Here is a 25,267-nt window from a genome sequence, read left to right as displayed (position 1 = left end):
TCTGCTGATTGAGATGCAGCGTTATTGACGTGCGGCGACGACGGCTTCACCCACGGACTGCCAACTGCTGAAGTCGCTTTGGATATCCAGTTCGCTGGTGTCGAGCAGGGTCTGGCTGGAGAGTCGGGTGAGGGTGCAGGCTTGCCGGCAGCGCATGATCCAATCCAGTTGGTCCATGGACCTGACCATGCCTGAGGGCAAGGTCGCCGTAAGCACGCGCAGCTCGCGTTCGTCCCAGCCCAACCATTGACTCAGCTGGGCGTTGGGGTTTTGCCGCCCGTTGTTGTTGGCACCCTGGAAAAACGCCAGGAGGCTGTCCTGTGCCAGGCCATACGTATCGCAGCAGTCTCTGAAACGCTGTAATAGATAAAGCGTGCCCAGGTTCAGCCCGACCAGCGCCCCTTTCGTCATCTCGCTGTCCAGCCAATGAGGGTTGAGCAGCAATTGACGTAGCGACGTGCCGTTAACTGGTAAGGACAACAATGTGGTGATGTCTGGAACCAGCAGGATCAGGTGTATCGGTGCCGGCTCAGGCTCAGGCAAGGGCACAAAATGTTGGCCGTAGTAGAGTTTCAGCTCATTGCTGTAGACGGCCGGCTCCGGGCTTTCCAGGAACTGTTGGATGCATGAGTGCGGCCCCTGTCTCAGCAGGTCGACCCCGCGTTGCAGTGCCGGGCTGTCAGTAATGGGTTCCAGCAGCAATTGCTGGCGCAGCTGCGTCACGCTGGTACCGCAGGCCTTGAGCCACGTGACGGCCCAGTCCATTTGCATCAGCACATCGAGAAAATCCATCGGAGCGGCTTTCTTGATGCGTAATGTGGGGGTGACCAGCGACGCCCAGGTCGACGGGCCGAGCACGTCGGCCAGTTGTTTGCAGTGCAGGACAGAAAGGCCGAAGACTTGAGCGATCCGCGCTTGCCGATAGATCGCGGAGTACGTGGCAAGGTTTCGGGCGACAGGGGCCGGCGTGGCCTCGATGAGCAATTGCAGTGAATCCGGCGTGTCCCTCAACGTCAGCGCGGCGCAGAGTTGCTGACGGGTGTGTGAATCGAAGGCCTGGTCGTCCAGCGGCAGTGGTTGCGAGGACACCGCTGTGCGGTTGAACACTTGATCGAACAGCGGCTGCTCATTGGCGCTGGCCTGAACGGGCAAGCGATGCAGCCACGCGGAAAACTCCAACGGCTTAAGGGCGTAGTGCCGACTCAGGTAGCGGTAGACGCCTTGTGCGCGCAGGGTATTGGGGCTGATGCGCAGGCTCGAGTTGGCTGTGCCCTCACACTCCATGGCGCTGACGATCAAAGTGTCCAGCTCGGCGAAAGGCAGATTGACCCACTGCTGCAGGCGGATCATCCGTTGCATGCGATCAAACCGGTCGTGCGAGGTATTCAGCAGTTGCGCGGTTTGCCTGCTGGTGGAGATGCCCTCCACAGTCATGGGCGGGTCACCAGTACCGTTGACGTAGCGCGCACCAAAGGTCGGCAGTGTCTGGCCCTTGGTCGAGAGAGAGGCGTGGGGAGCGAAACTGTTTTGCGCCAACAGTGCCTGCAATTGGAGGCTGTTCAACGCCGTACTTTTCAAGAAGACGTCGAGGTTTTCCAGTGGGGTTGCCATCTGGGTCGACGGTTTCCGAGGCCGGCCGTAGTAGATTTCATGCAAAGTGTCTTCCGGGACGAGCGATTGCGCCAAGAGCTTTTGCTGCTCCGGACTCAGTTCACATAGTAGCCGCTGGGTATTGGCATTGGGCTTTGTGACCGTGGCATAGCGTGCGCTGCTGGCGTCGTCAAACGGCAAGCGTTTGCTGATTCGATAATTCAACTCACCCAGGGAGTACCGGGTTCCCGAGAGTGCCAGCTGGCACTGGCGATGATGATGGTGGTAAGGCAACGCCATGGGGTAGCGCGCCCTGCTGAGTTGTTGATGCAGGTCCTTATCCGGATGGTGGAGCTGGATCTGCACGTGCAACATCTCATCAATGAGTGTCAGCAGGGGGCGTTGAGAATAGGTTGTGTCGTGGTCGATCAATAAGCGTCCCAGGTCCGGACGCCGTTGGCTCAACAGGATTTTTTTTTACTGGTTGCCGCGGTTTTTTTTTCCAGTTGAGTTGCAAAAAGAAACAGCGTGCGCAGGTAGGCAACCGGTGAGTCGATAGCGGCGATGGCCTCCGGGTGGCAGACATTCCCCCAGTCCTCGTTGAGCGGGTTGGGCGCCTTTGAACCCAGGTCGCGCTTGCTGTGGGAGGGGGCAGGGCGCGGGCTCAATGATTGTTGGTCGTGCAGCCATTGCAACTGGGTGGCGTAGGACAGCGCATTTTCATAGGCCTGGGCGCCATCGTCATCACTGTATTGAGCCAATTGACGGATGAATTCGGCCTTGGGCTGGTCGACAATGTCGAAGACGCTGGCGAGGTTGAGTCTATTCAAGGCGGTACTCAAATCGACCCTCCCTGCGCCAGGAGTGACGGGGTGTTCCACCAGTTGCGCCAGTAGCGGACTGCTTGGAGTTGAGGTGTCCATATCAATCGATCTTCCAATAAAACTGTCCAAAGGCGGGTCCCATGGGCGACGCAAGACGCTATCACGCAGGTGGTCTGGGCCGAGGTCAGCCAATGCCGTGAGGGCGTCAAGGAAATATCGGTGATTGAGTGTCGATGCAGTCGCATCGGGGTTTTGCTAGAATCCGCAACGCGCCGCCCAGTCGGCGCGTTTTTTTTGCGTTTACTGGCAGCTTGCGGTTAAAAGCCCGCAGCTGCCGACATCCGGTTCACCCCTTACGAGGGTAGCCACCTGGAGAGAACACCCATGACTCAACCGATTGTCGTGGCGGCACTGTATAAGTTCGTCACCCTGGAAGATTACGTCGCCCTGCGCGAGCCATTGCTGCAAGCAATGGTCGACAATGGCATCAAAGGCACCTTGCTGATCGCCGAAGAAGGCATCAACGGCACCGTTTCCGGCAGCCGCGAAGGCATTGACGGCCTGATGGCGTGGCTGAAGAACGATCCACGCATGGTCGACATCGACCACAAGGAATCGTACTGCGACGACCAGCCGTTCTACCGCACCAAGGTCAAGCTCAAGAAAGAGATCGTGACCCTGGGTGTCGAAGGCGTCGACCCGAACAAAAAAGTCGGTACCTACGTTGATCCACAAGACTGGAACGCGCTGATCAGCGATCCGGAAGTGCTGTTGATCGACACGCGTAACGACTACGAAGTATCGATTGGCACCTTTGAAGGCGCAATCGACCCGAAAACCACCAGTTTTCGCGAATTTCCCGACTATATCAAAGCCAACTTTGACCCTGCCAAGCACAAGAAAGTCGCGATGTTCTGCACCGGCGGCATTCGTTGCGAGAAGGCCTCGAGCTATATGCTCAGCGAAGGGTTCGATGAGGTCTACCATCTCAAGGGCGGCATCCTGAAGTACCTCGAAGAGGTGCCCCAGGCAGAAACCAAATGGCAGGGCGACTGCTTTGTGTTCGACAATCGCGTGACCGTGCGCCACGACTTGAGCGAAGGCGACTACGATCAATGTCATGCCTGCCGCACACCGGTGAGCGTAGAAGACCGCGCGTCCGAGCACTATGTGGCGGGCATCAGTTGTCCACATTGCTGGGATAAGCTGCCGGAGAAGACCCGTCGCAGCGCGATCGACCGGCAAAAGCAGATCGAGCTGGCCAAGGCCCGCAACATGCCGCATCCGATTGGCTTCAACTATAAGCAAACCCCTTCCGAGGCCTGACCCATGTCCGCGCGCCTGCTCTATGTAATGGACCCGATGTGTTCCTGGTGCTGGGGCTTTGCGCCGGTGGCGCAGGCGTTGGTAGAGCAGGCCCAGGCGGCCGGGGTGGAACTGCACCTGGTGGTGGGTGGCTTGCGCACCGGCAGCGGCGCGGCGCTGGAACCGACCACCCGGCGCTACATCCTGGAGCACTGGCAGGCCGTCACCGACGCCACCGGCCAGCCGTTCAAGCGCGAAGGTGCGTTGCCCGACGGGTTTGTCTATGACACCGAGCCGGCCTGTCGCGCCATCGTCACCGCGCGCAGCCTGGCGCCGGATTGCGCGTGGACACTGCTGGGGCTGATCCAGCGCGCGTTTTATGTCGAGGGTCGCGATGTGACCCTCGCCAGCGTGCTGGTGGAGCTGGCCGAGCAGGCCGGCATCCCGCGCATCGAGTTTGCCGGTGCGTTCGACCGTGCCGAGCAGCACGCCGCGACCGCCGCCGACTTCACCTGGGTCCAGGATTTGGGCATCGCCGGTTTCCCGACGCTGCTGGCCGAACGCAATGGCCAGCTCGCGTTGCTGACCAACGGCTACCAGCCGCTGTCGGAACTGTCGCCCTTGCTCGCCCGTTGGCTGGAGCGAGCTGCCTGTGTATGACCGGCCCGATGAGCAACCCAAACGCGTCGACCGACTGACCTGGGCGGAAATTCGCCGCTTGGCCTTGCGGCACCGTAAATCCCTGTGGATCGCCAATGGCGTTGCCGTGCTGGCGACCCTGTGCAGCGTGCCCATTCCCTTGCTGTTGCCGTTGCTGGTGGACGAAGTGTTGCTGGGCCACGGCGATGCCGCGCTCAAGGTGATGAACCATGCGCTGCCCCTGGGCTGGCAGAAAGCAGCCGGTTATATCGGCCTGATGCTGCTGGTGACGCTGACGCTGCGGTGCGGCGCCCTGGTGTTCAACGTGGTGCAGGCGCGCTTGTTTGCGCGGCTGGCCAAGGACATCGTGTACCGCATCCGCGTGCGCCTGATCGAACGCCTCAAGCGCATCTCCCTGGGCGAGTACGAAAGCCTGGGCAGCGGCACGGTGACCACGCACCTGGTCACCGACCTGGACACCCTGGACAAATTCGTCGGCGAAACCCTCAGCCGCTTCCTGGTGGCCATGCTCACGCTGGTCGGCACCTCGGCCATCCTGGTGTGGATGCATTGGCAACTGGCCTTGCTGATCCTGCTGTTCAACCCGCTGGTGATCTACGCCACGGTGCAATTGGGCAAGCGCGTCAAACACCTGAAGAAGCTCGAAAACGACAGCACCTCGCGCTTCACCCAGGCGCTGACCGAAACCCTGGACGCGATCCAGGAAGTACGCGCCGGCAATCGCCAGGGCTTCTTCCTCGGACGCCTTGGCCAGCGCGCCCAGGAAGTGCGTGACTACGCGATCAATTCGCAATGGAAAAGCGACGCGTCCAGCCGCGCCAGTGGCCTGCTGTTCCAGTTCGGTATCGACATCTTCCGGGCGGCGGCGATGCTGACGGTGCTGTTTTCCGACCTCTCCATCGGCCAGATGCTCGCGGTATTCAGCTACTTGTGGTTCATGATCGGCCCGGTGGAGCAACTGCTCAACCTGCAATACGCCTACTACGCTGCGGGTGGCGCGCTGACGCGGATCAACGAGCTGCTGGCGCGTGCCGACGAGCCGCAATATGCGGGCGGCGAAGACCCGTTCAGCGGCCGCGAAACCGTCGGCATCGAAGTCCGCGGCCTGGACTTCGGCTATGGCGATGATCTGGTGCTCAACCAGTTGAACCTTGCCATCGCTCCCGGTGAAAAGGTCGCGATTGTCGGCGCCAGCGGCGGCGGCAAAAGTACCCTGGTGCAGTTGCTGCTCGGGCTGTACACGCCGCAGGACGGCAGTATCCGTTTCGGCGGAGCGACCCAGCAGGCCATCGGCCTGGAGACCATTCGCGAGAACGTCGCGGTGGTGCTGCAACACCCGGCGCTGTTCAACGACACCGTTCGCGCCAACCTGACCATGGGGCGCGAACGCACTGACCAGGCCTGCTGGCAGGCGCTGGAAATTGCCCAGTTGGACGCCACCGTCAAAGCCCTGCCGCAGGGTCTGGACAGTGTGGTGGGGCGCTCTGGCGTGCGCTTTTCCGGCGGACAGCGCCAGCGCCTGGCGATCGCGCGCATGGTCCTCGCCGAGCCGAAAGTGGTGATCCTCGACGAGGCGACCTCCGCCCTCGATGCCGCCACCGAATACAACCTGCACCAGGCGCTGGCGCGGTTTCTCAGCGGCCGTACTACACTGATCATTGCTCACCGTTTGTCGGCGGTTAAGCAAGCGGATCGAGTATTAGTGTTCGACGGCGGTCATATTGCTGAGGACGGCGATCATCAGCAGTTGATTGCCGATGGCGGCCTGTACGCCAAGCTATATGGACACTTGCAGCAAGTGCGTTGATTTAGCCTAGGCTTAGCTATCGGAAGCGGATTTTCGCGTGCGTATTGGGCAGTGCATGTGTAAGGGACTTCATGAAGCAAAAGCGGACTCTCGGAACGCCTCGGCTGTTGGGCATTGTGTGGCCCTTCATCGCCGTCGTGCTGTTTCAGGCATTGTTGGGCTGCGTCAGTCTCTACGTGCTTTCGGCGGTACGCGGCTACGTGGCCGGTGAAAGCCTGTGGTCGAAGGGCCAGAAGGACGCGATCTACTACCTGACGCTCTACGCCGACAACCGTGACGAATCCACCTATCTCAAGTACCAGCAGGCGATTGCCGTGCCCCAGGGCGGGCATGAGCTGCGCATCGCCCTGGATCGGCCCACGCCCGATCTTGCTGCCGCCCGCCTGGGCATCCTCAAGGGCGGCAACCATCCCGATGACGTCTCCAGCCTGATCTGGCTGTACCTCAATTTCCGGCATTTCAGCTACCTGGAAAAAGCCATCGAGCTGTGGACGGTGGGCGATGGCTACCTGATGCAGCTCGATGACCTGGCCCGGGAGATGCACCAGGCGATCCGCCGTGACCAGGTCAACGCCAATGATGTGCGCCAATGGAAGGCGCACATCATTGCCATCAACGAAGGCGTGACACCCGCCGCCAAGGCGTTCAGCGACGCGTTGGGCGAAGGCTCGCGGATGATCCTGCGGCTGCTGCTGATCACCAACCTGACCACGGCCCTGGGCTTGATCGTGCTGGCGCTGTTGCGTACCCACAAGCTCCTGGCCCAGCGCCATGCCTTTGCCGATGCGCTGCAGGAAGAGAAGGAGCGGGCGCAGATCACCCTGGAGTCGATTGGCGATGGCGTGATCACCACCGACGTCGAAGGCAGCATCACCTACCTGAACCCGGCGGCCGAGGCGCTGACCCATTGGAACACGGCGCAGGCCCAGGGCCTGCCGCTGGCGGCGTTGTTCAACCTGCTGGATGACAATGCCCAGCCCGACGGTTTCACCTTGATCGAGCACATCGTCAAGGGCCAGCTCAGCAGCGGCAGCGAGCATTCGAAAACAATCCAGCGCCTCGACGGCAGCACTGTTTCGGTCAACCTGGTGGGCGCGCCGATCCGCAGCGCGAGTAAGGTCACGGGCGCGGTGCTGGTGCTGCACGACATGACCCAGGAGCGCCAGTACATCGCCAACCTGTCGTGGCAGGCAACCCATGACGCCCTGACCGGCCTGGCCAACCGCCGCGAGTTCGAGTTCCGCCTGGAGCAGGTGCTGCACCCGGCCGGGGGCGCGCAGAGCGGGCGGCATGCGTTGATGTTTCTCGACCTGGACCAGTTCAAGCTGGTCAACGACACCTGCGGCCATGCGGCGGGTGACGAGCTGTTGCGGCATATCTGCGCACTGTTGCAGTCGGACCTGCGCGAAGGCGACACCCTGGCCCGCCTGGGCGGCGATGAGTTCGGCATCCTGCTGGAGAACTGCCCGGCACCGGTGGCGGAAAAAATCGCCGAGAGCCTGCGTCATACCGTGCAAAGCCTGCATTTCGTCTGGAAGGGCCGGCCGTTCATGACCACCGTCAGCATCGGCCTGGTGCACATTGGGCACACGCCGACCACCCTTGAAACGTCACTGCGGGCGGCTGACATGGCGTGCTACATGGCCAAGGAAAAAGGCCGCAACCGCGTGCAGGTGTACCACGCCGATGACTCGGAACTGTCGGTGCGCTTTGGCGAAATGGCCTGGGTGCAGCGGCTGCACATGGCGTTGGAAGAAAACCGCTTCTGCCTGTACGCCCAGGAAATCATGCCGCTGGGGCACACTGACGGCGGCAACGGGCATATAGAAATCCTGCTGCGCCTGCACGATGAGGGAGGACGCATCATCCTGCCGGACAGCTTTATCCCGGCGGCCGAGCGCTACGGTCTGATGACCTCCCTGGACCGCTGGGTGGTCGAGAATGTCTTCAAGCTGATTGCCGCCTGCATGCATGAACGGCCGGGGCGTCCGATGGCCATGTGTGCGATCAATCTGTCAGGCATTACTATCGGTGATGATGACTTCCTCGGATTCTTGCGTGAGAAATTTCATACTTACAGTATTCCGCCCAGCATGATCTGTTTTGAAATTACTGAAACCAGTGCAATTGCAAACTTGGGCAGTGCGATCCGCTTTATTAATGAACTCAAGGCCTTAGGCTGTCATTTCTCGCTGGATGACTTCTGCGCCGGAATGTCCTCATTCGCTTATCTCAAACATTTACCTGTAGACTTCCTGAAGATCGATGGAAGTTTCGTAAAGGATATGCTGGACGACCCGATTAACCGCGCGATGGTTGAAGTGATCAATCACATTGGCCACGTCATGGGTAAGCGCACAATTGCAGAGTTTGTTGAAACACCGCACATCGAACAGGCGTTGCTCGAGATCGGGGTGGATTACGCTCAGGGTTACCTGATCGAACGACCGCAGTTGTTTACCTTTGATAGTCTGCAGTGTCGACCTTCGCGGCCGCAGCCCCTGTTATTCAAGGCGCCCGGCACATTCCGCTGAAACCTTTGCTGGTCTGTACATCACACTTAAAAAGGAGCCCGACAGTGATCGACACATTCAACAGAACCGGCCCGCTTATGGAAGCCTCGAGTTACCCCGCCTGGGCGCAACAACTGATCCAGGACTGTAGCGAGAGCAAGCGGCGCGTTGTCGAACACGAACTGTACCAGCGCATGCGCGATAACACGCTCAGCGCCAAGACCCTGCGTCACTACCTGATCGGTGGCTGGCCCGTGGTGGAACAGTTTGCCTTGTACATGGCACAGAACCTCACCAAGACCAAGTTTGCCCGCCATCCTGGGGAGGATATGGCGCGACGCTGGCTTATGCGCAACATTCGCGTGGAACTGAACCACGCCGATTATTGGGTGCATTGGGCCCGTGCGCATGGCGTCAGCCTCGAAGAACTGCAGGCGCAGAACGTGCCGCCGGAGCTGCACGCGCTCAGCCATTGGTGCTGGCACACCAGCTCGGCCGATTCTCTGATCGTGGCCATCGCTGCGACCAACTACGCGATCGAGGGGGCGACCGGGGAGTGGTCGGCGGTGGTGTGTTCCACCGGTGTCTACGCGGCGGCTTTCCCCGAGGAAGACCGCAAGCGCGCGATGAAGTGGCTGAAGATGCATGCCCAGTACGATGACGCCCACCCGTGGGAGGCGCTGGAAATTATCTGCACCCTGGCCGGCATGAACCCGAGCAAAGCCTTGCAGGTTGAGCTGCGCCAGGCCGTGTGCAAGAGCTACGACTACATGTACCTGTTCCTGGAAAGCTGCATGCGCCTGGAGAAGGAAAAGCCGGCGGTGCTGGTGCGTGAGCGCCCGGCGCGGGTGGCCAGCGAAGCCTGATGTAACGGCGGTGGTGGGGGTTACCCTGCCATCGCCAGGCGGTTGCGGCCTTCGCGCTTGGCCACGTACAAGGCGTTATCGGCCCGGCGCAGCAGGCTTTCGGCAGACTCGGCGGCCAGCAAGGTCGAGCAGCCGAGGCTCACCGTCAATTCGATCCGTTTACCCTCCGCCGAATAATCCTGGGCCTGTGCCGCCTGGCGCAGGCGTTCGCCGACCATTGCGGCTGCATCCCGGCCGGTGTTCGACAGCAGGATCAGAAACTCTTCCCCACCAAACCTGAAGACCATGTCGACATTGCGCAACTGGGCCTTGATCGCTCCGGCGACGGCGCGCAGGACGTTATCGCCGGCGGCGTGGCCGTAGGTGTCGTTGATGTTCTTGAAGTGGTCGATGTCCAGCATCAACAGCGACAGCGGGTTCAGGTGACGACGTGCCATGTCGATTTCCCGTTGCAGGGTCTGGTCCATGGCAATCCGGTTGCCGGTCTCGGTCAACGGGTCACGCAGCGCGCTGCGGGTGGCGGCGCGGTAGAGCAGGGCGTTGCGCATCGGGTAGAGCAAGGTTGCCAGCAGCGACTCCAGCTGGCCGAGTTCCTCTTCCAGCAGGCGCTGGTTGCGCCGGAAAATCAGCTCGCCCAGGTGCTCGCCTTCGTGGCTCAGGCTATAGCTCATCGAATGGTGGCCGCGATGACCGAACTCCAGGCGCAGATCGCTGGCAGCGTGGCGATATTGCAGGGCGTCCAGCGGCACCAGGCGCTGGATCTCGCGGAAAAACGTCGCGAGGATGCGCTCCGGTTCCAGGCTGGTCTGCAGTTGCATGCCCAGTTGCTGGCGAAGTTGCAGAAGGGTGATGGGACGGCGCGGCAGGAGGGACGGCTGACCAAAGCCCAGGCGTTGCAATTTGGCACTGTCGAAGTCAATTGCGTTGGTCTGGGTGGGTGTTTTCATAAACGATCGGCCTCTAAGCACTTGGCTGTCTTACAGGCTCGATGAGAGTGGCGAGTGCCAAGCGTCTTACTGTTCCTTCAGTTCCGTAAAACATGGGAATAGTTTAAACCGCTTTACAGTGGGTTATAACCCCTGGGCACTGCCGCACGTCTTGTCATCGCGTAACCTGCTTGAAGGAGGTTAGAGCCAGATCCATGCCAATTGGTTTTAACTAAATTAAAACCCTTATAAATCAATCGCCTTCTTTTGAGGTTAAACCGGCAAGCAAAGACTGACGCCAGTTATTTGGCAAACCAGGGCCGGCGCTGCCACCGGCCCGCTCGGCTTTACTGTTTTTGTGGATCGAACTGTTTATCGCGGATAAACAGCGCCGGGATCACCCCGCAGATAAAGTACGCGCCGCCCATCACCAGAAAGCCCACGCCGATGGAGCCGTGGGATGCCAGGAAACCAATGGCGGCTGGCGCCACGGCGGCACCGATGCGGCCGATGTTGTAGGCCCCACCCACTGCCGAACCGCGAAACTTGGCTTCGAAGCTTTCAGTCATGTAGGTGGCGTTGACGCCATAGGGAATCCCGTACAGGAAACCGAACACCACCAGCATCCACAAGATGTTCTCGGGGCTTTGGAACAGTACGATCACCGGCAGGAAGATCGCGGTGCCCAACGCACCCACGGCAAACACCGTACGCCGACCCAGGCGGTCCGCCGCCAGGCCGGCGAGGATCTTGCCGAAGATCATCGCCGCGTAGGTGCCGACCATGTAGCTGGTCATCGACTTGAAGTTCATCCCCAGCTCGCTTTCCAGGTACGACGGCATCCAGTTGTTCACGCCGTAGTAGCCGAACTGCAGGAAGCCTGCGGTGAGGGCCCAGAGCAGGAACATGCGGCTGGCTTTTGGATCGCTGAAAATCAGTTTGAACATACCGTCGGGCTTGCTCTTCTGCGCGTGCCGGGTGCCATCGGCTTTCTGCCGCGCGCGCTCGGCGCGGGCCGTCAGCCAGGCCTGGGGTTCCGGAACCAGGCGTTGCATCAGGACCGCGAGGATCACCGGGATAATCGCCACGTAGAACAGCCAGCGCCAGCCGTGTTCAGGCAGGATCCAGCCGGCCAGCAAGGTGGCGACGATATACCCCACCGACCAGCCCGCCTGCAGCGTGCCGAGGACGGTGGTGCGATAGCGCGTCGGCACGTATTCGGCCATCAGGGTGTTGCACGCCACGTACAGCGCGCCCAGGCCGAGGGAGGCGAAAAACCGCGTGCTCGCAAACTGCCAATAGCTGTGGGTCATGCCCAGGATGGCGGTGCCGACAGAGAACAGCACGATGCTCCACACCACGGTTTTCACCCGGCCAAAACGGTCACAGGCCCAGCCGCCGTAGATCCCGCCGATGGCCATGCCGGCCAGGGTGAAACTGCCCAGGCTGCCGGCTTCGACGCTGCTCAGGCCGAACTCGGCTTTGAGGCTGCTGAGGCTGTAGGACAGCAGCATCAGGTCGGCACCATCGATCAGCAGGCCGAGGAAGCAAAACACGAATACGATGATCCACAGGTGGTTTTTGGCAGGCGACAACGCGCCCGTCGATGCGGCGACTTCCATAGCGATACCTTGTTTGTAGTTGTTAGGGCATTGGGTATGGGTATTGCGGTGAGTCCTAGCGCTGCGCCGCGCGAATCATGTTGCGGGCGATCACCAGTTGCTGGATTTGCGTGGTGCCTTCATACAGGCGGAACAGGCGCACATCCCGGTAAAACCGTTCGATGGCGTACTCGCTGATATAGCCGGCACCCCCATGGATCTGCACACAACGGTCGGCTACCCGCCCGCACATTTCCGTGGCGAACATCTTCGAGCACGAGGCTTCGGTACCGATGTCCTGGCCTTCGTCGCGTCTGCGCGCGGCGTCGAGCACCATGCAACGGGCGGCGTAGATCTCGGCCTTGCTGTCGGCGAGCATGGCCTGAATCAGTTGGAATTCGGCAATCGGCTGGCCGAATTGCTTGCGTTCGATGGCGTAGTTCAGCGCGTCGTTGAGCATGCGCTCCGCCGCTCCCACGCTGACGGCCGCGATATGCAGGCGCCCCTTGTCGAGGACCTTCATCGCGGTCTTGAAGCCCACGCCTTCGACGCCGCCGATCAATTGGCTGGCCGGAACGCGCACGTTGTCGAAGATCACATCGCTGGTGTGCGCACCTTGCTGGCCCATCTTGTGGTCGCGGTTGCCCAGCGACAGCCCCGGTGTTTCGCGTTCGACGATAAATGCGCTGATACCGCCCGAGCCGCGAATCGGCGTGTCAGTGCGGGCCATCACCGTGAAAATCCCGGCGTGGGGCGCGTTGGTGATAAAGCGCTTGGTGCCGTTGATTACATAGTGATCGCCGTCGCGCACCGCGGTGGTTTTCAGCGAGGCGGCATCCGAGCCCGAGTCCGGTTCGGTGAGACAGAACGAACTGAGCAGCTCGCCGCTGGCCAGCAACGGCAGGTAATGCGCCTTCTGCGCTTCGGTGCCATCGAGCAGGATGCCGATGGAGCCGATACCGTTGTTGGTGCCGAAGTAGGAGCGGAAGGCGGGGGAGGTGCGCCCCAGCTCAAAGGCGATGGTCACCTCTTCTTCCATGGTCAGCCCCAGGCCGCCGTAGGCTTCGGGAATGGTCAGGCCGAACAGGCCCATTTCCTGGAATTGGCTGACGATATCCGCCGGGATTTCATCGGTCTCGGCGACTTCGTTTTCCCGTGGGATCAGCGCTTCGTTGACGAACTGCGCAATGGCATCCACCAGGATATGAAGTGTTTGCGGGTCTCGGATCATGTGCATTCCTCAGCGGCCCGTTCAGCGGGCCTGTTATCGTCAATCTGCCGAGGCCGCACACCGATCCAGCTAGCGGGTGGCGGCCACGATATTGTTCACCATGTGCTTGAGGCGCGGCCCGATGTCGTCTTCGAGTTTCTCCCGGGAAAGGTGAAAACTCGGTCCGCCACAGTTGAACGCCAGCAAGCCATGTTGTGGGTGCAGCAGCGGTACGGCGATGGCGTTTACATCGCGGTGCCACTCTCCGATCGACATGCAATAGCCGAAGTCGGTGTAGTCCCTGAACGCGCGCTCCAGCCCCTTGCGCAGTGTCGGCCAGTCCTCCAGATGACGCTGGCGGATATGGTCGAGCATGAACTCGCGCTCGTTTTCCGGCATCGCCGCCAGGCAGGCGCGGCCTGCCGAACTCAAGTGCAACGGCAGGCGCGTACCGACCTGGCGGCGCATCGTCATGTTCGCTTCGCCCTGGACCACGTCCAGGTAGACCATGTCCAGGCGGTCCCGGGTGGCCATGGCAACGGCCGCCTGGGCGTACTTGGCCATCGTCTCCATCAACGGGTGGGCCACGGCCCGGATCGACAGGTTCGACAGCATCGCGTAACCGAAGGCCATCACGCCCACATCCAACTGGTACCGGCCTGACTGCGGCAGGTGCTTGAGGTAACCCAAGCGGGTCAACGTGTGGGTCATGCGGGTGATCGTCGGTTTCGGCAGCCCGGTCTTGCGCGCCAGTTCCTGGTTGCCCAGCACACTTTCGCTGGGCGTGAAGCAGCGCAGCAGTTCCAGGCCACGGGCCAGCGCAGTGACGAACTGGCGGTCCTTGTCTTCCTCCTCATCGTTGTTCATCGGGTCAATCAACACATGCTCGAAAGCGTGGTTGCCAGCCGGGACTTCTGAGCTATCCGGGTCCGCGTTTTGACGGCGCATGTTAAGCCTCATTTTTTTATAAAATCAACAAAACAAAATTCTATTCCGCACAGCGAAACAAAGCAAGATATTGAGGTTTTCCGACGCTTGCTGATAAAACCTGTTTAAACAGCGGGTTAGCGGCTATTTTGAAATGGATTTGGGTTTTTGCGTTTACACCTGCAGGGTCGATACTTATGATCATGGCTAAATACGGAATGTTATTTCGCACAGCGAAACAAGTGACAGGCCGACTAACAAGAACGTTGCAGCAGGAGTGAATGTGACCAGCGCAGACCAACCCGTGGTAACCCTCGACGTCCACGACAACGGCGTGGCCGTGGTCCGTATTCATCGCCCCGAGGTCAAGAACGCCCTGAATGCCCAGGTGCGTGAAGCCCTTGCCGAGCATTTTCGGGCACTCGCCAAGCGCCGCGAGGTGCGTGCGATTGTGCTGACCGGTGGCGCGCAGTTTTTTGTCGCCGGAGCCGATATCAAAGAGTTCGCCAGCGCAGGCGCAATCGATATGTATCGACGCCACACCGAGTACCTGTGGGAAGCCATCAGCCGTTGCCCCAAGCCGGTGATTGCCGCGGTCAACGGGTTTGCCCTGGGCGGCGGTTGCGAGTTGGCGATGCATTGCGACCTGATCGTCGCCGGCGAATCGGCGCGGTTTGCCCAGCCGGAGGTCAAGCTGGGCTTGATGCCGGGGGCGGGCGGTACCCAGCGGTTGATCCGCGCGGTGGGTAAGTTCCAGGCGATGCGCATCGCGCTCACCGGGTGCATGGTCGGCGCACGAGAAGCCTTGGCGATGGGCATGCTCAGCGAAGTCGTCAGCGACGACCAGACCCTGCCTCGGGCGCTGGAGCTGGCGGCGCAGATTGCCGCACTGCCGCCCCTGGCAGTCGAGCAGATCAAGGAAGTGATGCTGGCCGGTGCCGACCTGCCGCTGGAAAGTGCGCTGGTACTGGAGCGCAAGGCCTTCCAGTTGTTGTTCGATTCAAAGGACCAGAAGGAGGGCGCTGCGGCGTTCTTCGAGAAACGCACGCCTGAATACCGGGGGGAATAAGCATGACCGACACCCTTAATACGTTGGGCCTGGTGGGCACCGGTGTGATGGGCGCGGGCATTGCGCAGATCGCCGCTCAAGCCGGTGTGGCGGTGCGCCTGTTCGATGCCCGCGACGGCGCTGCGCAAGCGGCCCGCGACAACCTCGGCGCCACGTTTGCCAAGTTGGTGGGCAAGGGCAAGATCAGCCAGGCGGCGATGGATGCGGCGTGGGCCAACGTGCAGGTGGTTGAGATTATCGATGACCTGCAGCATTGCGATCTGGTGGTCGAAGCCATCGTCGAAAATCTCGACGCCAAGCGCGGCCTGCTGCAACAGCTGGAAGGCATTGTCAGCCCGCATTGCATCCTCGCCACCAACACGTCCTCGCTGTCCGTGACCGCCATCGCCACCGGCTGCCGCTACCCGGAACGCGTGGCGGGCCTGCACTTTTTCAACCCGGTGCCGTTGATGCGCGTCGTGGAAGTCATCGACGGGCTGGCCACGGCGCCGCACGTCGCCACCGCGCTGCTCGCATTGGTTGCACGCATGGGCCATCGCGGCGTGCGCGCCAAGGACACCCCGGGCTTCATCGTCAACCACGCCGGGCGCGCCTATGGCACTGAAGCGCTGAAGATGCTCGACGAAGGCATCGCCGCGCGGGGCGATATCGACCGCATCCTGCGTGACGGCGCCGGCTTCCGCATGGGGCCGCTGGAACTGCTCGACCTCACCGGCCTGGACGTGTCACACCCGGTGATGGAATCGATCTACACCCAGTTCTACCAGGAGCCGCGCTACCGGCCGTCACCGCTGACCCGGCAGATGCTGGTGGGCGGGCGCCTCGGGCGCAAGACCGGACAGGGTTTCTACCGCTATGAAAACGGTCAGGTGGTGGACGCCCCGCAGCCTCAACCCGTACCGACGGTGCGGCAACAGCCACCGGTGTGGATCGCCACCGAAAACAGCGAAGACCATGTGCGCCTCAGTGCCTTGCTGATCGACCTCGGTGCCCAGCTGGAAAGCACGCCACAGCCGTCGCCGGAAGCGCTGTGCCTGCTGGCACCTTATGGGCGGGACGCGACCAGCGCGTCGGTGCACTTCGGCACCGACCCGGCGCGCACCGTGTGCATCGATGTGCTGACGGACCTGTCGCGCCAGCGCACCCTGATGCAAAACCCCCTGACCTCTGCCGCCATGCGTGATGCCGCGCATGCCTTGCTCGCGGCGGATGGAGTCGGGGTGACCGTGATCGGTGACAGTGTCGGTTTTGTCGCCCAGCGCACCCTGGCGATGGTGGTCAACCTCGGCTGCGACATCGCGCAGCAACGGATCGCCACCCCCGCCGATATCGACCAGGCGGTGCAATTGGGCCTGGGCTATCCCAACGGCCCGCTGGCCTGGGGCGATGCGCTTGGCCCGCAGAGAATACTGACAATTTTGCAGCGCATGAGCGAGCTCACCCATGACCCGCGCTACCGCCCCAGTCCCTGGTTGCGGCGGCGGGCGTTGCTGGGGATTTCCCTGCGCCATGAAGAGCCGGCAGTCGGCTGATTTCCCAACCTCACAGGATAAGAACAATGGGTGCATTGACAGGTTTGCGGGTACTGGATTTAAGCCGTGTGTTGGCCGGTCCGTGGTGTGGGCAAGTGCTGGCGGACCTCGGCGCGGAAGTGATCAAGATCGAACGGCCGCAAAGCGGTGACGACACACGTGGCTGGGGCCCGCCGTGGATGAAGACCGACACCGGCGAGTCGTCCGGGCAGGCGTCTTATTACCAGTCCACCAATCGCGGCAAATTGTCGGTGGCTATCGATCTGGCCAGCCCGGAGGGGCAAGAGTTGGTACGGGCACTGGCGGCGAGTTCCGATGTGTTGATCGAGAACTACAAGGCCGGTTCCCTGGCCCGCTACGGCCTGGATTACGCGACCCTGGCCGAGATCAATCCACGCCTGGTGTACTGCTCCATCACCGGTTTTGGCCAGACCGGCCCGCGTGCCGAGGAACCAGGCTACGACTTCATCATCCAGGGCATCGGTGGCCTGATGAGCATCACCGGAGAGCGCGACGATCTGCCGGGCGGCGGTCCGCAAAAAGTCGGCGTGGCCTTTTCCGACCTGATGACCGGCCTGTATTCCACGGTAGCGATCCAGGCTGCGCTGCTCAGCCGCGAGCGCACAGGCGTCGGCCAGCATATCGACATGGCCTTGCTCGACGTGCAGGTCGCGACCTTGGCCAACCAGAGCATGAACTACCTGGCCTCGGGCAAGGTGCCGCAGCGCTATGGCAACGCCCACGCCAATATCGTGCCTTACCAGGTGTTCCGGGCGGCCGACCGCGACTTCATCATTGCCTGTGGCAACGACAGTCAGTTCGTCGCGTTGTGCCAGAGCATCGGCTTGCCGCACCTGCCGGATGACCCGCGCTTTCGCCGCAATGCCGACCGCGTGGCCCATCGCGCCGAGATCGTCGAATTGCTCTCGGCGCACTTTCTCGGGCGTACGGCCGATGAGTGGGTGGCGTGCATTCATGCCTCGAAGGTGCCGGTGGGGGCGATCAACTCCATCGCGCAATCGCTGGAAGAGCCGCAAGTGATCGCGCGCAACCTGATGGTGAAAATCCCCCACCCGCAGAATCCCGATTTCGCCATGGTCGGCAGCCCGATCAAGATGTCCGGGACGCCGGTGGAATATGTGCGGCCGGCGCCGATGCTGGGGCAGCACACCGACGATATCCTCGAGCAGCGGCTGGGCCTGTCGGCTGAGCAACTGGCGCACCTCAAGGCGCGCGGTATCGTCGAGCAGCAGGGCTAGACCAGGGTGGTGCGGTCGATCTGGTCGATCGAGGTGACGCCGGTCAGGGTCATGGCCACGCGCATTTCCTTGGCGAAGATATCCAGCAAGTTCTCCACCCCGTGCTGGCCATCGGCGGCCAGTGCATAGGCAGTCGCGCGGCCCAGCAGGCACGCCTTGGCGCCCAGTGCGAGCATGCGCACCACGTCCAATCCGGAACGGATGCCGGAGTCGACCAGCACCGTGAGGTCATCGCCAACCGCATCGGCAATCGGTGGCAGCGCCTTGGCGGTGGACAGCACGCCGTCGAGCTGGCGGCCACCATGGTTGGAGACCACGATGCCATCGGCGCCAAAACTCACGGCGTCCTTGGCGTCCTGCGGGTCGAGGATGCCCTTGATGATCATCGGTCCCTTCCAGAACTCGCGGATCCACTCCAGGTCTTTCCAGCTGATCGACGGATCGAAGTTGTTGGCCAGCCAGCCAATGTAGTCTTCCAGGTGCGTCGGTTTGCCGAGGTATCTGGAGATATTGCCGAGGTCGTGCGGACGCCCCATCAGGCCCACATCGAAGGCCCATTGTGGCTTGGTGACGGCCTGCAGCATGCGCCGCTGTGCCGCGAAAGGACCCGACATGCCCGAATGCGCATCGCGATAGCGCGCGCCAGGTGTGGGCATGTCGACCGTGAACACCAGCGTGGTGACCCCGGCCGCCTGGGCGCGCTCCAGCGCATTGCGCATGAAGCCACGGTCCTTGAGCACATACAGCTGGAACCAGATCGCCTGCGGGCTCTGCGACGCCACTTCTTCAATCGAACACACCGACACCGTCGACAGGCAGAAGGGAATGCCCTGCTTGGCCGCCGCCTTAGCCGCCTGCACTTCACCGCGTCGCGCGTACATGCCGGTCAGGCCGACGGGGCTGAGGATCACCGGCATCGCCAGTTCCTGGCCGAACACGCTGGTTTTCAGGCTCAGGTTGTCGACATTGCGCAGGACGCGCTGGCGCAGGCTGATCTCGGCCAGGTCCGAACTGTTCGCGCGCATCGTGTGCTCGGCGTAGGCGCCGCCGTCGATGTAGTCGAACAGAAAGCGCGGCAGCTTGCGTTTGGCAGCGGCGCGGTAATCGGAAGCGGACGAGATGATCATCAACAGTGTCTCCACAAGGCAAGGTGGCTTGAGGATAAGGAAATTTATGGCATGATAAAAACAACTTTTATCACTGGCATCCAGTCGCAAAGGGAATACCGATGAACCTCAGAACACTGCGCGCCTTTGTCGAAGTGGTGCGCCAGGGCGGTTTCTCCCAGGCGGCCGAGGTGGTCTCCCTGACCCAGTCCACCGTGAGCAAGGCGGTCAAGACCCTGGAGGACGAACTGGGCACGCCGCTGCTCAACCGCCTGGGTCACCGCAACGAACTCACCGCCGCCGGCGAAATCGCCTATCGCCGGGCCCTGGTGCTGCTCGCCGAACGCAACGACCTGGTGGCCGAGATCAACGATTTGCGCGGCCTCAAGCGCGGTGTATTGCGCATTGGCCTGCCACCGGTGGGCTGCGGCGTGCTGTTCGCGACCATGTTCGCCACCTACCGCAGCCGCTACCCGGACATCGACATCGAACTCACCGAATACGGCAGCAAACGCCTGCGCGAATGCCTGGAAGCGGGGGAGGTCGACCTCGCCGCCTTGCTGCTGCCGGTGGATGAAGCGTTCGACTACCAGCCCGTGCGCAATGAACCGCTGATGGCGGTGTTGCCCATCAGTCACCCACTGGCGCGGCGCTCACGCATCGACTTTACCGGCCTCGCCGATTCACCGTTCATCCTCTTCGAAGCCGGCTTCGCCCTCAACGCCAAGATCCTCGCCGCCTGCGAGCGCAAAGGCGTCACGCCGCGTGTCACCGCACGCAGCGGACAGATCGACTTCATCGTCGACCTGGTCGCCGCCGGCCTCGGCGTCGCCTTCCTGCCGCGCATGCTGGCGCACAAACACCAACACCCCGGCATCGCCCTGATCCCCTTGGACGAACCCCACACCGACTGGCACATCGCCCTGGCCTGGCGCACCAACGCCCACCTGCCACCGGCAGCCCTGGCCTGGCTGGAACTGGCAAAGGAGCACCGGCTCGCAACCGGTCATCCGGTTTAATCACTTGAAATACCAGAGAAAGCTTGACTTCTCCTTTTCAATCAGTAACATACGGCGCATTCCGCGATAGCTCAGTTGGTAGAGCAAATGACTGTTAATCATTGGGTCCCTGGTTCGAGTCCAGGTCGTGGAGCCAGATAGAGAAAGCCTGCAGAGATGCAGGCTTTTTTTTGCCTTGGATTTCTCCAGGGTGATCAAAGCGCACAGCGTGACCAGCATGAAGCCGTCTCAAATCTTACGATTCAGAGGGAAGCTCCATGAAAGTCGCTGCAGTCGTTTCAACCAAAGGCGGGCCGGGTAAAACCACGGTAGGCGCCAATCTAGGCGCGTTCTGCGCCGATGCAGGTCTTCGAACCCTACTCATTGATCTTGATAACCAGCCATCGCTGTCGTCGTTCTACGCGCTATCGCATGAAGCGCTAGGCGGCACCTATCAACTAATCGCGAATAATGAGACCCGGGGCGATTCAATTTTCCAGAAATTGATTCATCTCTGATTCAGTGTGCCGCGCTTTATGGGTGTGACGACTATGCCGCTCAGACAGACCTAATTGTTCAACTGCTAGCGCTGAAAAAAAATGTACGGGGGGCGCCTTGACGTTCTGTAAGTTCCCAAACGTATAAAAAGGACGTCGCCAGTTTCGACGTGGAGTGATGAGGGGGCACTGAGTAATCTGCAGGCGTCACCCAAGGAGCGCGCTCAATCACGCTGCGCCTCCATTACTCAGGAGTAACACCATGTCGAACAAACCGTCGAATCAGCAACCATCCAACCACCAGCGCGTTCAGAACAATCACCGTTCTGACTCGTTAAACACGAACCGAGGTACCAATGGTTCGAACACCACCAACTCCCTTGTGCACGCAAACCGAGGTAAGCAAATGAACCCTAATCAGCAGTAAGCCACACGGGCACTTCGGGGAAACACATCATGGAAAGAGTGTACACATCACCCACTCTAGGCGACGTGGTTAAGTATGCGGTTGCGGCGTCTGGCGTGATGCCCCGAAAGGCCCATGATCGTCTCGACGAAACCGAGTTCGATCAGAGCATGGCGAAGACTTACCAAAAGCGAATGCAGCGCCTGGCGAAGGAGGACTGCCATTTGCAGAGCACATTTGAGGATATCGCGAAGCTCCTTACAAGCACGCTAGGGCGGTATGTCCGATGTGGGTTCCGAGCGGAGCAAATCCGCGAATTACTCAATGACCTGCACGAGTCGTACGTGTCCCTGATTAAACAGATGGGTACGTACATGGCCAAGGCCGACACCACACGCTATTTTCTAACGAGCTATGCCATTGAAATAGCGGTGCGCTCTGCGGCTCGTACCTGGATCGTGATGCAAGGGTATATCTATGCCGTTCCTCAGCCTCTGGAGCCGTGTTGGTACCTGCCCTCAAACGTTGATGGGGATATGACAACACCCCTTGCTAAGGTAATGGCTTGGGCCTATGCGGCATGTGGCTGTCGCCTTTCCAGGTTCCATGATCCCGCAGGGACGCAGGACGAAATAGGTCGATATGAGCGCAACGAGAGGGCTGCCCGGAACTGGAAAGCGGGCAAGCATTTACCTTCCCTTCCTGCGCTGGTGAAAAACTTGGAGGACTCTTTCAATGCGCAAGCATTGATTGGAAATCCAGTTGAGCAACGGCTCCAAGACGGTATTGTTACCTGCGCTGTAATTGCACGAATCACCACCTTCATTACGCAGGATGTTCAAAAGGTCTTTGGCAGGGAGTTTCTGAAGGAGACCTTGAGCCAGACACGGCTTTACGCTGGATGGATGGCGGTAGAGATCAAGGAATACCTTGCCAATCTAGATCAACACCTTATTAAACATGCTTCAGAAATTGAGCCACCCGACGAGAGTGGGAAAAAGTTTGGACTAGAGAGCCAGGCTTCAATCCGCATGAAGAAGAGAGTCAGTCTAGGTATCAAAATGGCACCTCACTTTTGGGGGGGCTTTGAAGCTAAATGCCAGACTGCAAGCGACCTTATGATGGAACACACAGACCATGATGGGCATGTGCCCGATAACGTTACTTTGTGGTTGGAGAAGCGCTACGGCGCCTATGCAGCGCGGATCCGCGCAGACGTTATTTCTCGCTGGAGATTAGACAAGCCCGCTGATCTTGACACGTATGTGCAGCGAGGCATGGTGATGAGGAACCTCCAAAATTTAACCTTGGAGGACGTAAATTCTTTCCACGAAGAGTTGAGCTGCGCCTCCGTAGCAGGGCGTTTGTCATGGCTTGTGGAATGGCTTAAGGGGATCGTTTTCTACAGGTCAGCCGATTACGCCGCTTCCTCTATTTACTACACCCAAGCATTCAAGTTGGCTAAGTATTCAGCTGGGGATCTGCAGTACCCACTGGTGAATCAATATCTGGAGGTAATGGCAAAAACCAATCGGTGGCTGGACTTCAAGCAAGGGGCGCTGTGGGCTAGCTATCTCGACTTACCTGTGAGGTGGTTACGGGATAGAGAGCCCACTAACGCAAACATTCGTAAAGCATTCAACGTCTTGGGGCTATCACAGATGCAATACACGCGGATGTGATTCGCTTGCCGCTAAGGAAGATCTGGATATTGAGGTTCTACAAGCTCATTGATAATGGCGTTCAATGTTCCAGTCGTTTTGAGGGACCAGACCTTCATGTCAGTGATGCATACACTGATAAACCGTCCACGACTCCGAGTGATGCGTCGCTCGGAGCAAAATCACATTCCGGGAATGCCTCTTTGATCGCATCGATCACGTAGGGCGCTCGGGAAATGCCCCCAATCAAGAACAGCACTGGGGAATAGTCTTGGGTTACATCCGTACCTCTCCAAGAAGCTCTTGAATGAACGCATGAGGCGTTCTGCTCCGAGTGCTAAGTCGGCTTTCGGCATACGATCGCTACCGATTTGATGAAGCAACCCAAGAGCAACCTTCACATCTTCTAGGACCTGTTGGGGTACCGAATTATCGCCACGACCCTGAAATATGTTCATGTGGATGTTGAGCAGATGAGGCATGCACTGGAGGCAATGCGGTAGCGGGCGATTTACTGTCTGGATTGAGAACCTAGCTTGAGAAGAGCCTGCAGCCATGCAGGTTTTTTGATTGGCCTAGCGATTAGAGTGCTTGGCTATATTTACAGAGCTCGTCTCAATTTCCTCCATGTACGGCTGAGCGGCGGTCCCAATTTTCCATGTATCGTCCCGAAAACAAATTTGTACATTTAATTGACGCCACTATAACGCCACCATATGATCGCCGCTCATTGATGGCACTTGGCTATATAGAGGGATCTACACATGTGGCGTTGCAGGCGTCGGACCAGGCTCAGCCTGCTGTCCGTTTTTTTATGCCTGGGCTTAGCCGGGACGGCCCAAGGCGCAACCCCGCAGAACACGCCGGGCGTTACCGACCTGATCCGCGATCGTCAGGATCGCCTGCTCGAAGAGCAGCAGCGCCGCCTCGAAGAACTCAAGGATCTGCCCGGCAAAACCGCTGCCTCCGCCAAACCGACAGCCCCGGCAGACACCCGTTGCTTCCTGATCAAAACCATCGAACTCACCGGCGCTGACGCGCTCTCCGAAGGCGAGCGCAACAGCTTGCTCAAGCCGTACATTGGCCAGTGCCTGGGCGTACCTCAGCTCAATGATCTGCTCAAGGTCATCACCGACCACTACCTCGCCAAAGGCCTCGTCACCAGTCGCGCCTACCTGCCGCAACAGAACCTCGCCAGCGGCAACCTCAAGGTGCAAGTGGTGGAAGGCCGTCTGGAAGGCATGAAGGGCGCGGAGGGCAGCGGCATCACCGACCGCCAACTCGCCATGAGCTTTCCAGGCAAACCGGGCGACCTGCTCAACCTGCGTGAAATCGAGCAAATGGTGGATCAACTGAACCGTCTGCCCTCGAACCAGGCCCAGATGGAGTTGGCGCCCGGCAAAGAAGTGGGCGGCAGCGAAGTGCTGGTCAAAAACACCCCGCAGAAACCCTGGCGCGTCGGCCTGTCGCGCCACAACGGCGGCCAGCGCGCCACTGGCGAGCAGCAGTGGGGCGCCAGCCTGGATTGGGACAATCCACTCGGTCTGGCCGATCAATTGTCGCTGCGTGGCGGCCACGATGCGGTCAGTGACCACCAGAAAACCTCGCGCAACTCTATGCTCAACTACAGCCTGCCGTTCGGTTGGTGGAACCTCAATTACAGCTACAGCGAAACCGAATACCGCTCACTGGCCCAAGCCAGCGGCTTCAACTTCAAGCAATCGGGCGATAGCCAGAACCATCAGTTACGCCTGGAACGGGTTATTCACCGTGACGCCCTGAGCAAAACCTCCCTCAACACCGGCGTGGCCTACCTGCGCACCAACAACTTCATCGAAGACAGCAAGCTCGCTCTGAGTAGCAACCGCCTCAGCGAAGCCCAGTTCGGCATCAACCATGGTCGACGTATTGGCGGTTCGTTCCTCAACATCGACCTGGGCATGCAGGACGGCATCGGTGCGTTCGACGCCCAGGCCAATCACAACCCACGCCCCGGCCAGGCCGATGCGCGCTATCGCAAATACACCGCGACGCTCAGCTACCTGTACCCGTTCAAACTGTGGGGCGAGTCGTTCAGTTTCAGCAGCCTGATGACCGGCCAGCGCAGCGAAGACGTGCTCTTCAGCCCACAACGCATGAGCCTGGGCGGGCAGTCATCGATTCGCGGCTACAAAGATCAGACGCTGACTGGCGACAGCGGCGGCTATTGGCGCAACGACCTGCGCTGGAGTCGCCCGGTGACCTGGGCGTGGATGCAGCCAGTATTCAGCGAGTACGGCACCAGCCTCGGCTACGACCAAGGCGCGATCAGTCACGGACGATACAACGCCGAACAGCATGGGCGTATGAGCAGCAACTCGGTCGACCTGTTTGCGCGTGGCCAGAACGTCGCCGCCACTGTGACCTTTGCACACTCTTTGGAACGACCGGGGCCGATCACTGAACGTGAAGCGCCGATCTATTTCCGTATGGATTTCTTCCTTTAAATTTTTACCGCCCTTTGGGCATCG

The 25,267-nt window shown here is 60.3% G+C and carries 18 protein-coding genes, 1 tRNA gene and 1 pseudogene; 13 read left to right on the top strand and 7 right to left on the bottom strand.

What is annotated here, in order from left to right; all coding sequences use genetic code 11:
* Nucleotides 1-21: 21 nt before the first annotated feature.
* Nucleotides 22-2,022 carry a Tc toxin subunit A gene (locus AC07SI_RS25580; protein ID WP_495006754.1) on the bottom strand — a complete coding sequence of 667 codons (2,001 nt, stop codon included), beginning with the start codon at nucleotides 2,020-2,022 and terminating at the stop codon, nucleotides 22-24.
* Between the two features lie 29 nt (nucleotides 2,023-2,051).
* A complete protein-coding gene (locus AC07SI_RS25575; protein WP_495006746.1) occupies nucleotides 2,052-2,513 on the bottom strand; it encodes a Tc toxin subunit A in 462 nt (153 codons plus the stop codon).
* A gap of 285 nt (nucleotides 2,514-2,798) precedes the next feature.
* Between AC07SI_RS25575 and trhO the strand changes: the two genes are divergently transcribed.
* The 5 genes from trhO (at nucleotide 2,799) to AC07SI_RS25550 (ending at nucleotide 9,565) form a co-directional block, all read left to right on the top strand.
* Entirely contained in the window at nucleotides 2,799-3,740 is a 942-nt protein-coding gene (trhO, locus tag AC07SI_RS25570; protein ID WP_033900937.1) for an oxygen-dependent tRNA uridine(34) hydroxylase TrhO, read from the top strand.
* Nucleotides 3,741-3,776: 36 nt separating this feature from the next.
* Complete coding sequence (locus AC07SI_RS25565; protein ID WP_177343946.1) at nucleotides 3,777-4,379, top strand: DsbA family protein; 603 nt, start codon at nucleotides 3,777-3,779, stop codon at nucleotides 4,377-4,379.
* Nucleotides 4,372-6,186, top strand: a complete 1,815-nt coding sequence (locus tag AC07SI_RS25560; protein ID WP_495006745.1) for an ABC transporter ATP-binding protein — start codon at nucleotides 4,372-4,374, stop codon at nucleotides 6,184-6,186. The genes AC07SI_RS25565 and AC07SI_RS25560 overlap by 8 nt, the downstream gene beginning before the upstream one ends.
* Nucleotides 6,187-6,257: 71 nt before the next feature.
* Nucleotides 6,258-8,720: an EAL domain-containing protein gene (locus AC07SI_RS25555; RefSeq protein ID WP_106803084.1), complete on the top strand. Its 2,463-nt coding sequence runs from the start codon at nucleotides 6,258-6,260 to the stop codon at nucleotides 8,718-8,720.
* 77 nt (nucleotides 8,721-8,797) lie between these two features.
* Nucleotides 8,798-9,565 (top strand): iron-containing redox enzyme family protein, encoded by a 768-nt coding sequence (locus AC07SI_RS25550; protein ID WP_207200669.1) that lies wholly within the window; start codon nucleotides 8,798-8,800, stop codon nucleotides 9,563-9,565.
* A 20-nt stretch (nucleotides 9,566-9,585) separates the two neighbouring features.
* Here the strand turns inward: AC07SI_RS25550 and AC07SI_RS25545 are convergent, their stop codons facing one another.
* From AC07SI_RS25545 to AC07SI_RS25530, 4 genes are all read right to left on the bottom strand, one after another.
* The gene (locus AC07SI_RS25545) at nucleotides 9,586-10,512 is read right to left on the bottom strand and encodes a GGDEF domain-containing protein (RefSeq protein ID WP_065904326.1); all 927 of its coding nucleotides are present in this window, start codon (nucleotides 10,510-10,512) and stop codon (nucleotides 9,586-9,588) included.
* Nucleotides 10,513-10,838: 326 nt separating this feature from the next.
* Nucleotides 10,839-12,113: an MFS transporter gene (locus tag AC07SI_RS25540; protein WP_495006744.1), complete on the bottom strand. Its 1,275-nt coding sequence runs from the start codon at nucleotides 12,111-12,113 to the stop codon at nucleotides 10,839-10,841.
* 55 nt (nucleotides 12,114-12,168) lie between these two features.
* Nucleotides 12,169-13,323 carry an acyl-CoA dehydrogenase family protein gene (locus AC07SI_RS25535; RefSeq protein ID WP_495006743.1) on the bottom strand — a complete coding sequence of 385 codons (1,155 nt, stop codon included), beginning with the start codon at nucleotides 13,321-13,323 and terminating at the stop codon, nucleotides 12,169-12,171.
* A gap of 69 nt (nucleotides 13,324-13,392) precedes the next feature.
* The gene (locus AC07SI_RS25530) at nucleotides 13,393-14,262 is read right to left on the bottom strand and encodes an IclR family transcriptional regulator (protein ID WP_065904331.1); all 870 of its coding nucleotides are present in this window, start codon (nucleotides 14,260-14,262) and stop codon (nucleotides 13,393-13,395) included.
* Nucleotides 14,263-14,512: 250 nt separating this feature from the next.
* Between AC07SI_RS25530 and AC07SI_RS25525 the strand changes: the two genes are divergently transcribed.
* Genes AC07SI_RS25525 through AC07SI_RS25515 form a run of 3 tightly spaced genes read left to right on the top strand, consistent with a single transcriptional unit; the run spans nucleotide 14,513 to nucleotide 18,089 of the window.
* Nucleotides 14,513-15,298 carry an enoyl-CoA hydratase gene (locus AC07SI_RS25525; RefSeq protein ID WP_106803087.1) on the top strand — a complete coding sequence of 262 codons (786 nt, stop codon included), beginning with the start codon at nucleotides 14,513-14,515 and terminating at the stop codon, nucleotides 15,296-15,298.
* A gap of 2 nt (nucleotides 15,299-15,300) precedes the next feature.
* Nucleotides 15,301-16,830: a 3-hydroxyacyl-CoA dehydrogenase gene (locus AC07SI_RS25520; protein ID WP_495006742.1), complete on the top strand. Its 1,530-nt coding sequence runs from the start codon at nucleotides 15,301-15,303 to the stop codon at nucleotides 16,828-16,830.
* Between the two features lie 26 nt (nucleotides 16,831-16,856).
* Entirely contained in the window at nucleotides 16,857-18,089 is a 1,233-nt protein-coding gene (locus AC07SI_RS25515) for a CaiB/BaiF CoA transferase family protein (RefSeq protein ID WP_495006741.1), read from the top strand.
* Here AC07SI_RS25515 and lldD read toward each other — a convergent pair.
* On the bottom strand, nucleotides 18,086-19,216 hold the full coding sequence (gene lldD / locus AC07SI_RS25510) for an FMN-dependent L-lactate dehydrogenase LldD (protein WP_120449275.1): 1,131 nt from the start codon (nucleotides 19,214-19,216) through the stop codon (nucleotides 18,086-18,088). The genes AC07SI_RS25515 and lldD overlap by 4 nt on opposite strands.
* A 101-nt stretch (nucleotides 19,217-19,317) precedes the next feature.
* On the opposite strand from lldD, the gene AC07SI_RS25505 reads away from it, so the two are divergent.
* From AC07SI_RS25505 to AC07SI_RS25485, 5 genes and pseudogenes are all read left to right on the top strand, one after another.
* Nucleotides 19,318-20,214 carry a LysR family transcriptional regulator gene (locus tag AC07SI_RS25505; protein ID WP_201145600.1) on the top strand — a complete coding sequence of 299 codons (897 nt, stop codon included), beginning with the start codon at nucleotides 19,318-19,320 and terminating at the stop codon, nucleotides 20,212-20,214.
* Nucleotides 20,215-20,274: 60 nt separating this feature from the next.
* A tRNA-Asn gene (locus AC07SI_RS25500) sits at nucleotides 20,275-20,350 on the top strand.
* Between the two features lie 121 nt (nucleotides 20,351-20,471).
* A pseudogene (locus tag AC07SI_RS25495) lies at nucleotides 20,472-20,687 on the top strand (ParA family protein); the annotation flags it as partial.
* A gap of 459 nt (nucleotides 20,688-21,146) precedes the next feature.
* Nucleotides 21,147-22,778, top strand: coding sequence for a hypothetical protein (locus AC07SI_RS25490; RefSeq protein WP_495006740.1), 1,632 nt, complete (start codon nucleotides 21,147-21,149; stop codon nucleotides 22,776-22,778).
* A 743-nt stretch (nucleotides 22,779-23,521) separates the two neighbouring features.
* Nucleotides 23,522-25,243 (top strand): ShlB/FhaC/HecB family hemolysin secretion/activation protein, encoded by a 1,722-nt coding sequence (locus AC07SI_RS25485; RefSeq protein ID WP_495006739.1) that lies wholly within the window; start codon nucleotides 23,522-23,524, stop codon nucleotides 25,241-25,243.
* The last annotated feature ends 24 nt before the right edge of the window (nucleotides 25,244-25,267 follow it).

Source organism: Pseudomonas sp. GW821-FHT05D12 (assembly GCF_059419825.1).
This window is presented reverse-complemented; position numbering and strand designations above follow the sequence as displayed.

Bases quoted from the DNA above. Each gene is read 5' to 3' on its own strand.
- AC07SI_RS25550 (WP_207200669.1), top strand. From the start codon at position 8,798: ATGGAAGCCTCGAGTTACCCCGCCTGGGCGCAACAACTGATCCAGGAC.
- AC07SI_RS25490 (WP_495006740.1), top strand. From the start codon at position 21,147: ATGGAAAGAGTGTACACATCACCCACTCTAGGCGACGTGGTTAAGTAT.
- AC07SI_RS25515 (WP_495006741.1), top strand. From the start codon at position 16,857: ATGGGTGCATTGACAGGTTTGCGGGTACTGGATTTAAGCCGTGTGTTG.
- AC07SI_RS25575 (WP_495006746.1), bottom strand. From the start codon at position 2,513: ATGGACACCTCAACTCCAAGCAGTCCGCTACTGGCGCAACTGGTGGAA.
- AC07SI_RS25565 (WP_177343946.1), top strand. From the start codon at position 3,777: ATGTGTTCCTGGTGCTGGGGCTTTGCGCCGGTGGCGCAGGCGTTGGTA.
- AC07SI_RS25555 (WP_106803084.1), top strand. From the start codon at position 6,258: ATGAAGCAAAAGCGGACTCTCGGAACGCCTCGGCTGTTGGGCATTGTG.
- AC07SI_RS25530 (WP_065904331.1), bottom strand. From the start codon at position 14,262: ATGAGGCTTAACATGCGCCGTCAAAACGCGGACCCGGATAGCTCAGAA.
- trhO (WP_033900937.1), top strand. From the start codon at position 2,799: ATGACTCAACCGATTGTCGTGGCGGCACTGTATAAGTTCGTCACCCTG.
- AC07SI_RS25540 (WP_495006744.1), bottom strand. From the start codon at position 12,113: ATGGAAGTCGCCGCATCGACGGGCGCGTTGTCGCCTGCCAAAAACCAC.
- AC07SI_RS25485 (WP_495006739.1), top strand. From the start codon at position 23,522: ATGTGGCGTTGCAGGCGTCGGACCAGGCTCAGCCTGCTGTCCGTTTTT.
- AC07SI_RS25520 (WP_495006742.1), top strand. From the start codon at position 15,301: ATGACCGACACCCTTAATACGTTGGGCCTGGTGGGCACCGGTGTGATG.
- AC07SI_RS25545 (WP_065904326.1), bottom strand. From the start codon at position 10,512: ATGAAAACACCCACCCAGACCAACGCAATTGACTTCGACAGTGCCAAA.
- AC07SI_RS25505 (WP_201145600.1), top strand. From the start codon at position 19,318: ATGAACCTCAGAACACTGCGCGCCTTTGTCGAAGTGGTGCGCCAGGGC.
- AC07SI_RS25535 (WP_495006743.1), bottom strand. From the start codon at position 13,323: ATGATCCGAGACCCGCAAACACTTCATATCCTGGTGGATGCCATTGCG.
- lldD (WP_120449275.1), bottom strand. From the start codon at position 19,216: ATGATCATCTCGTCCGCTTCCGATTACCGCGCCGCTGCCAAACGCAAG.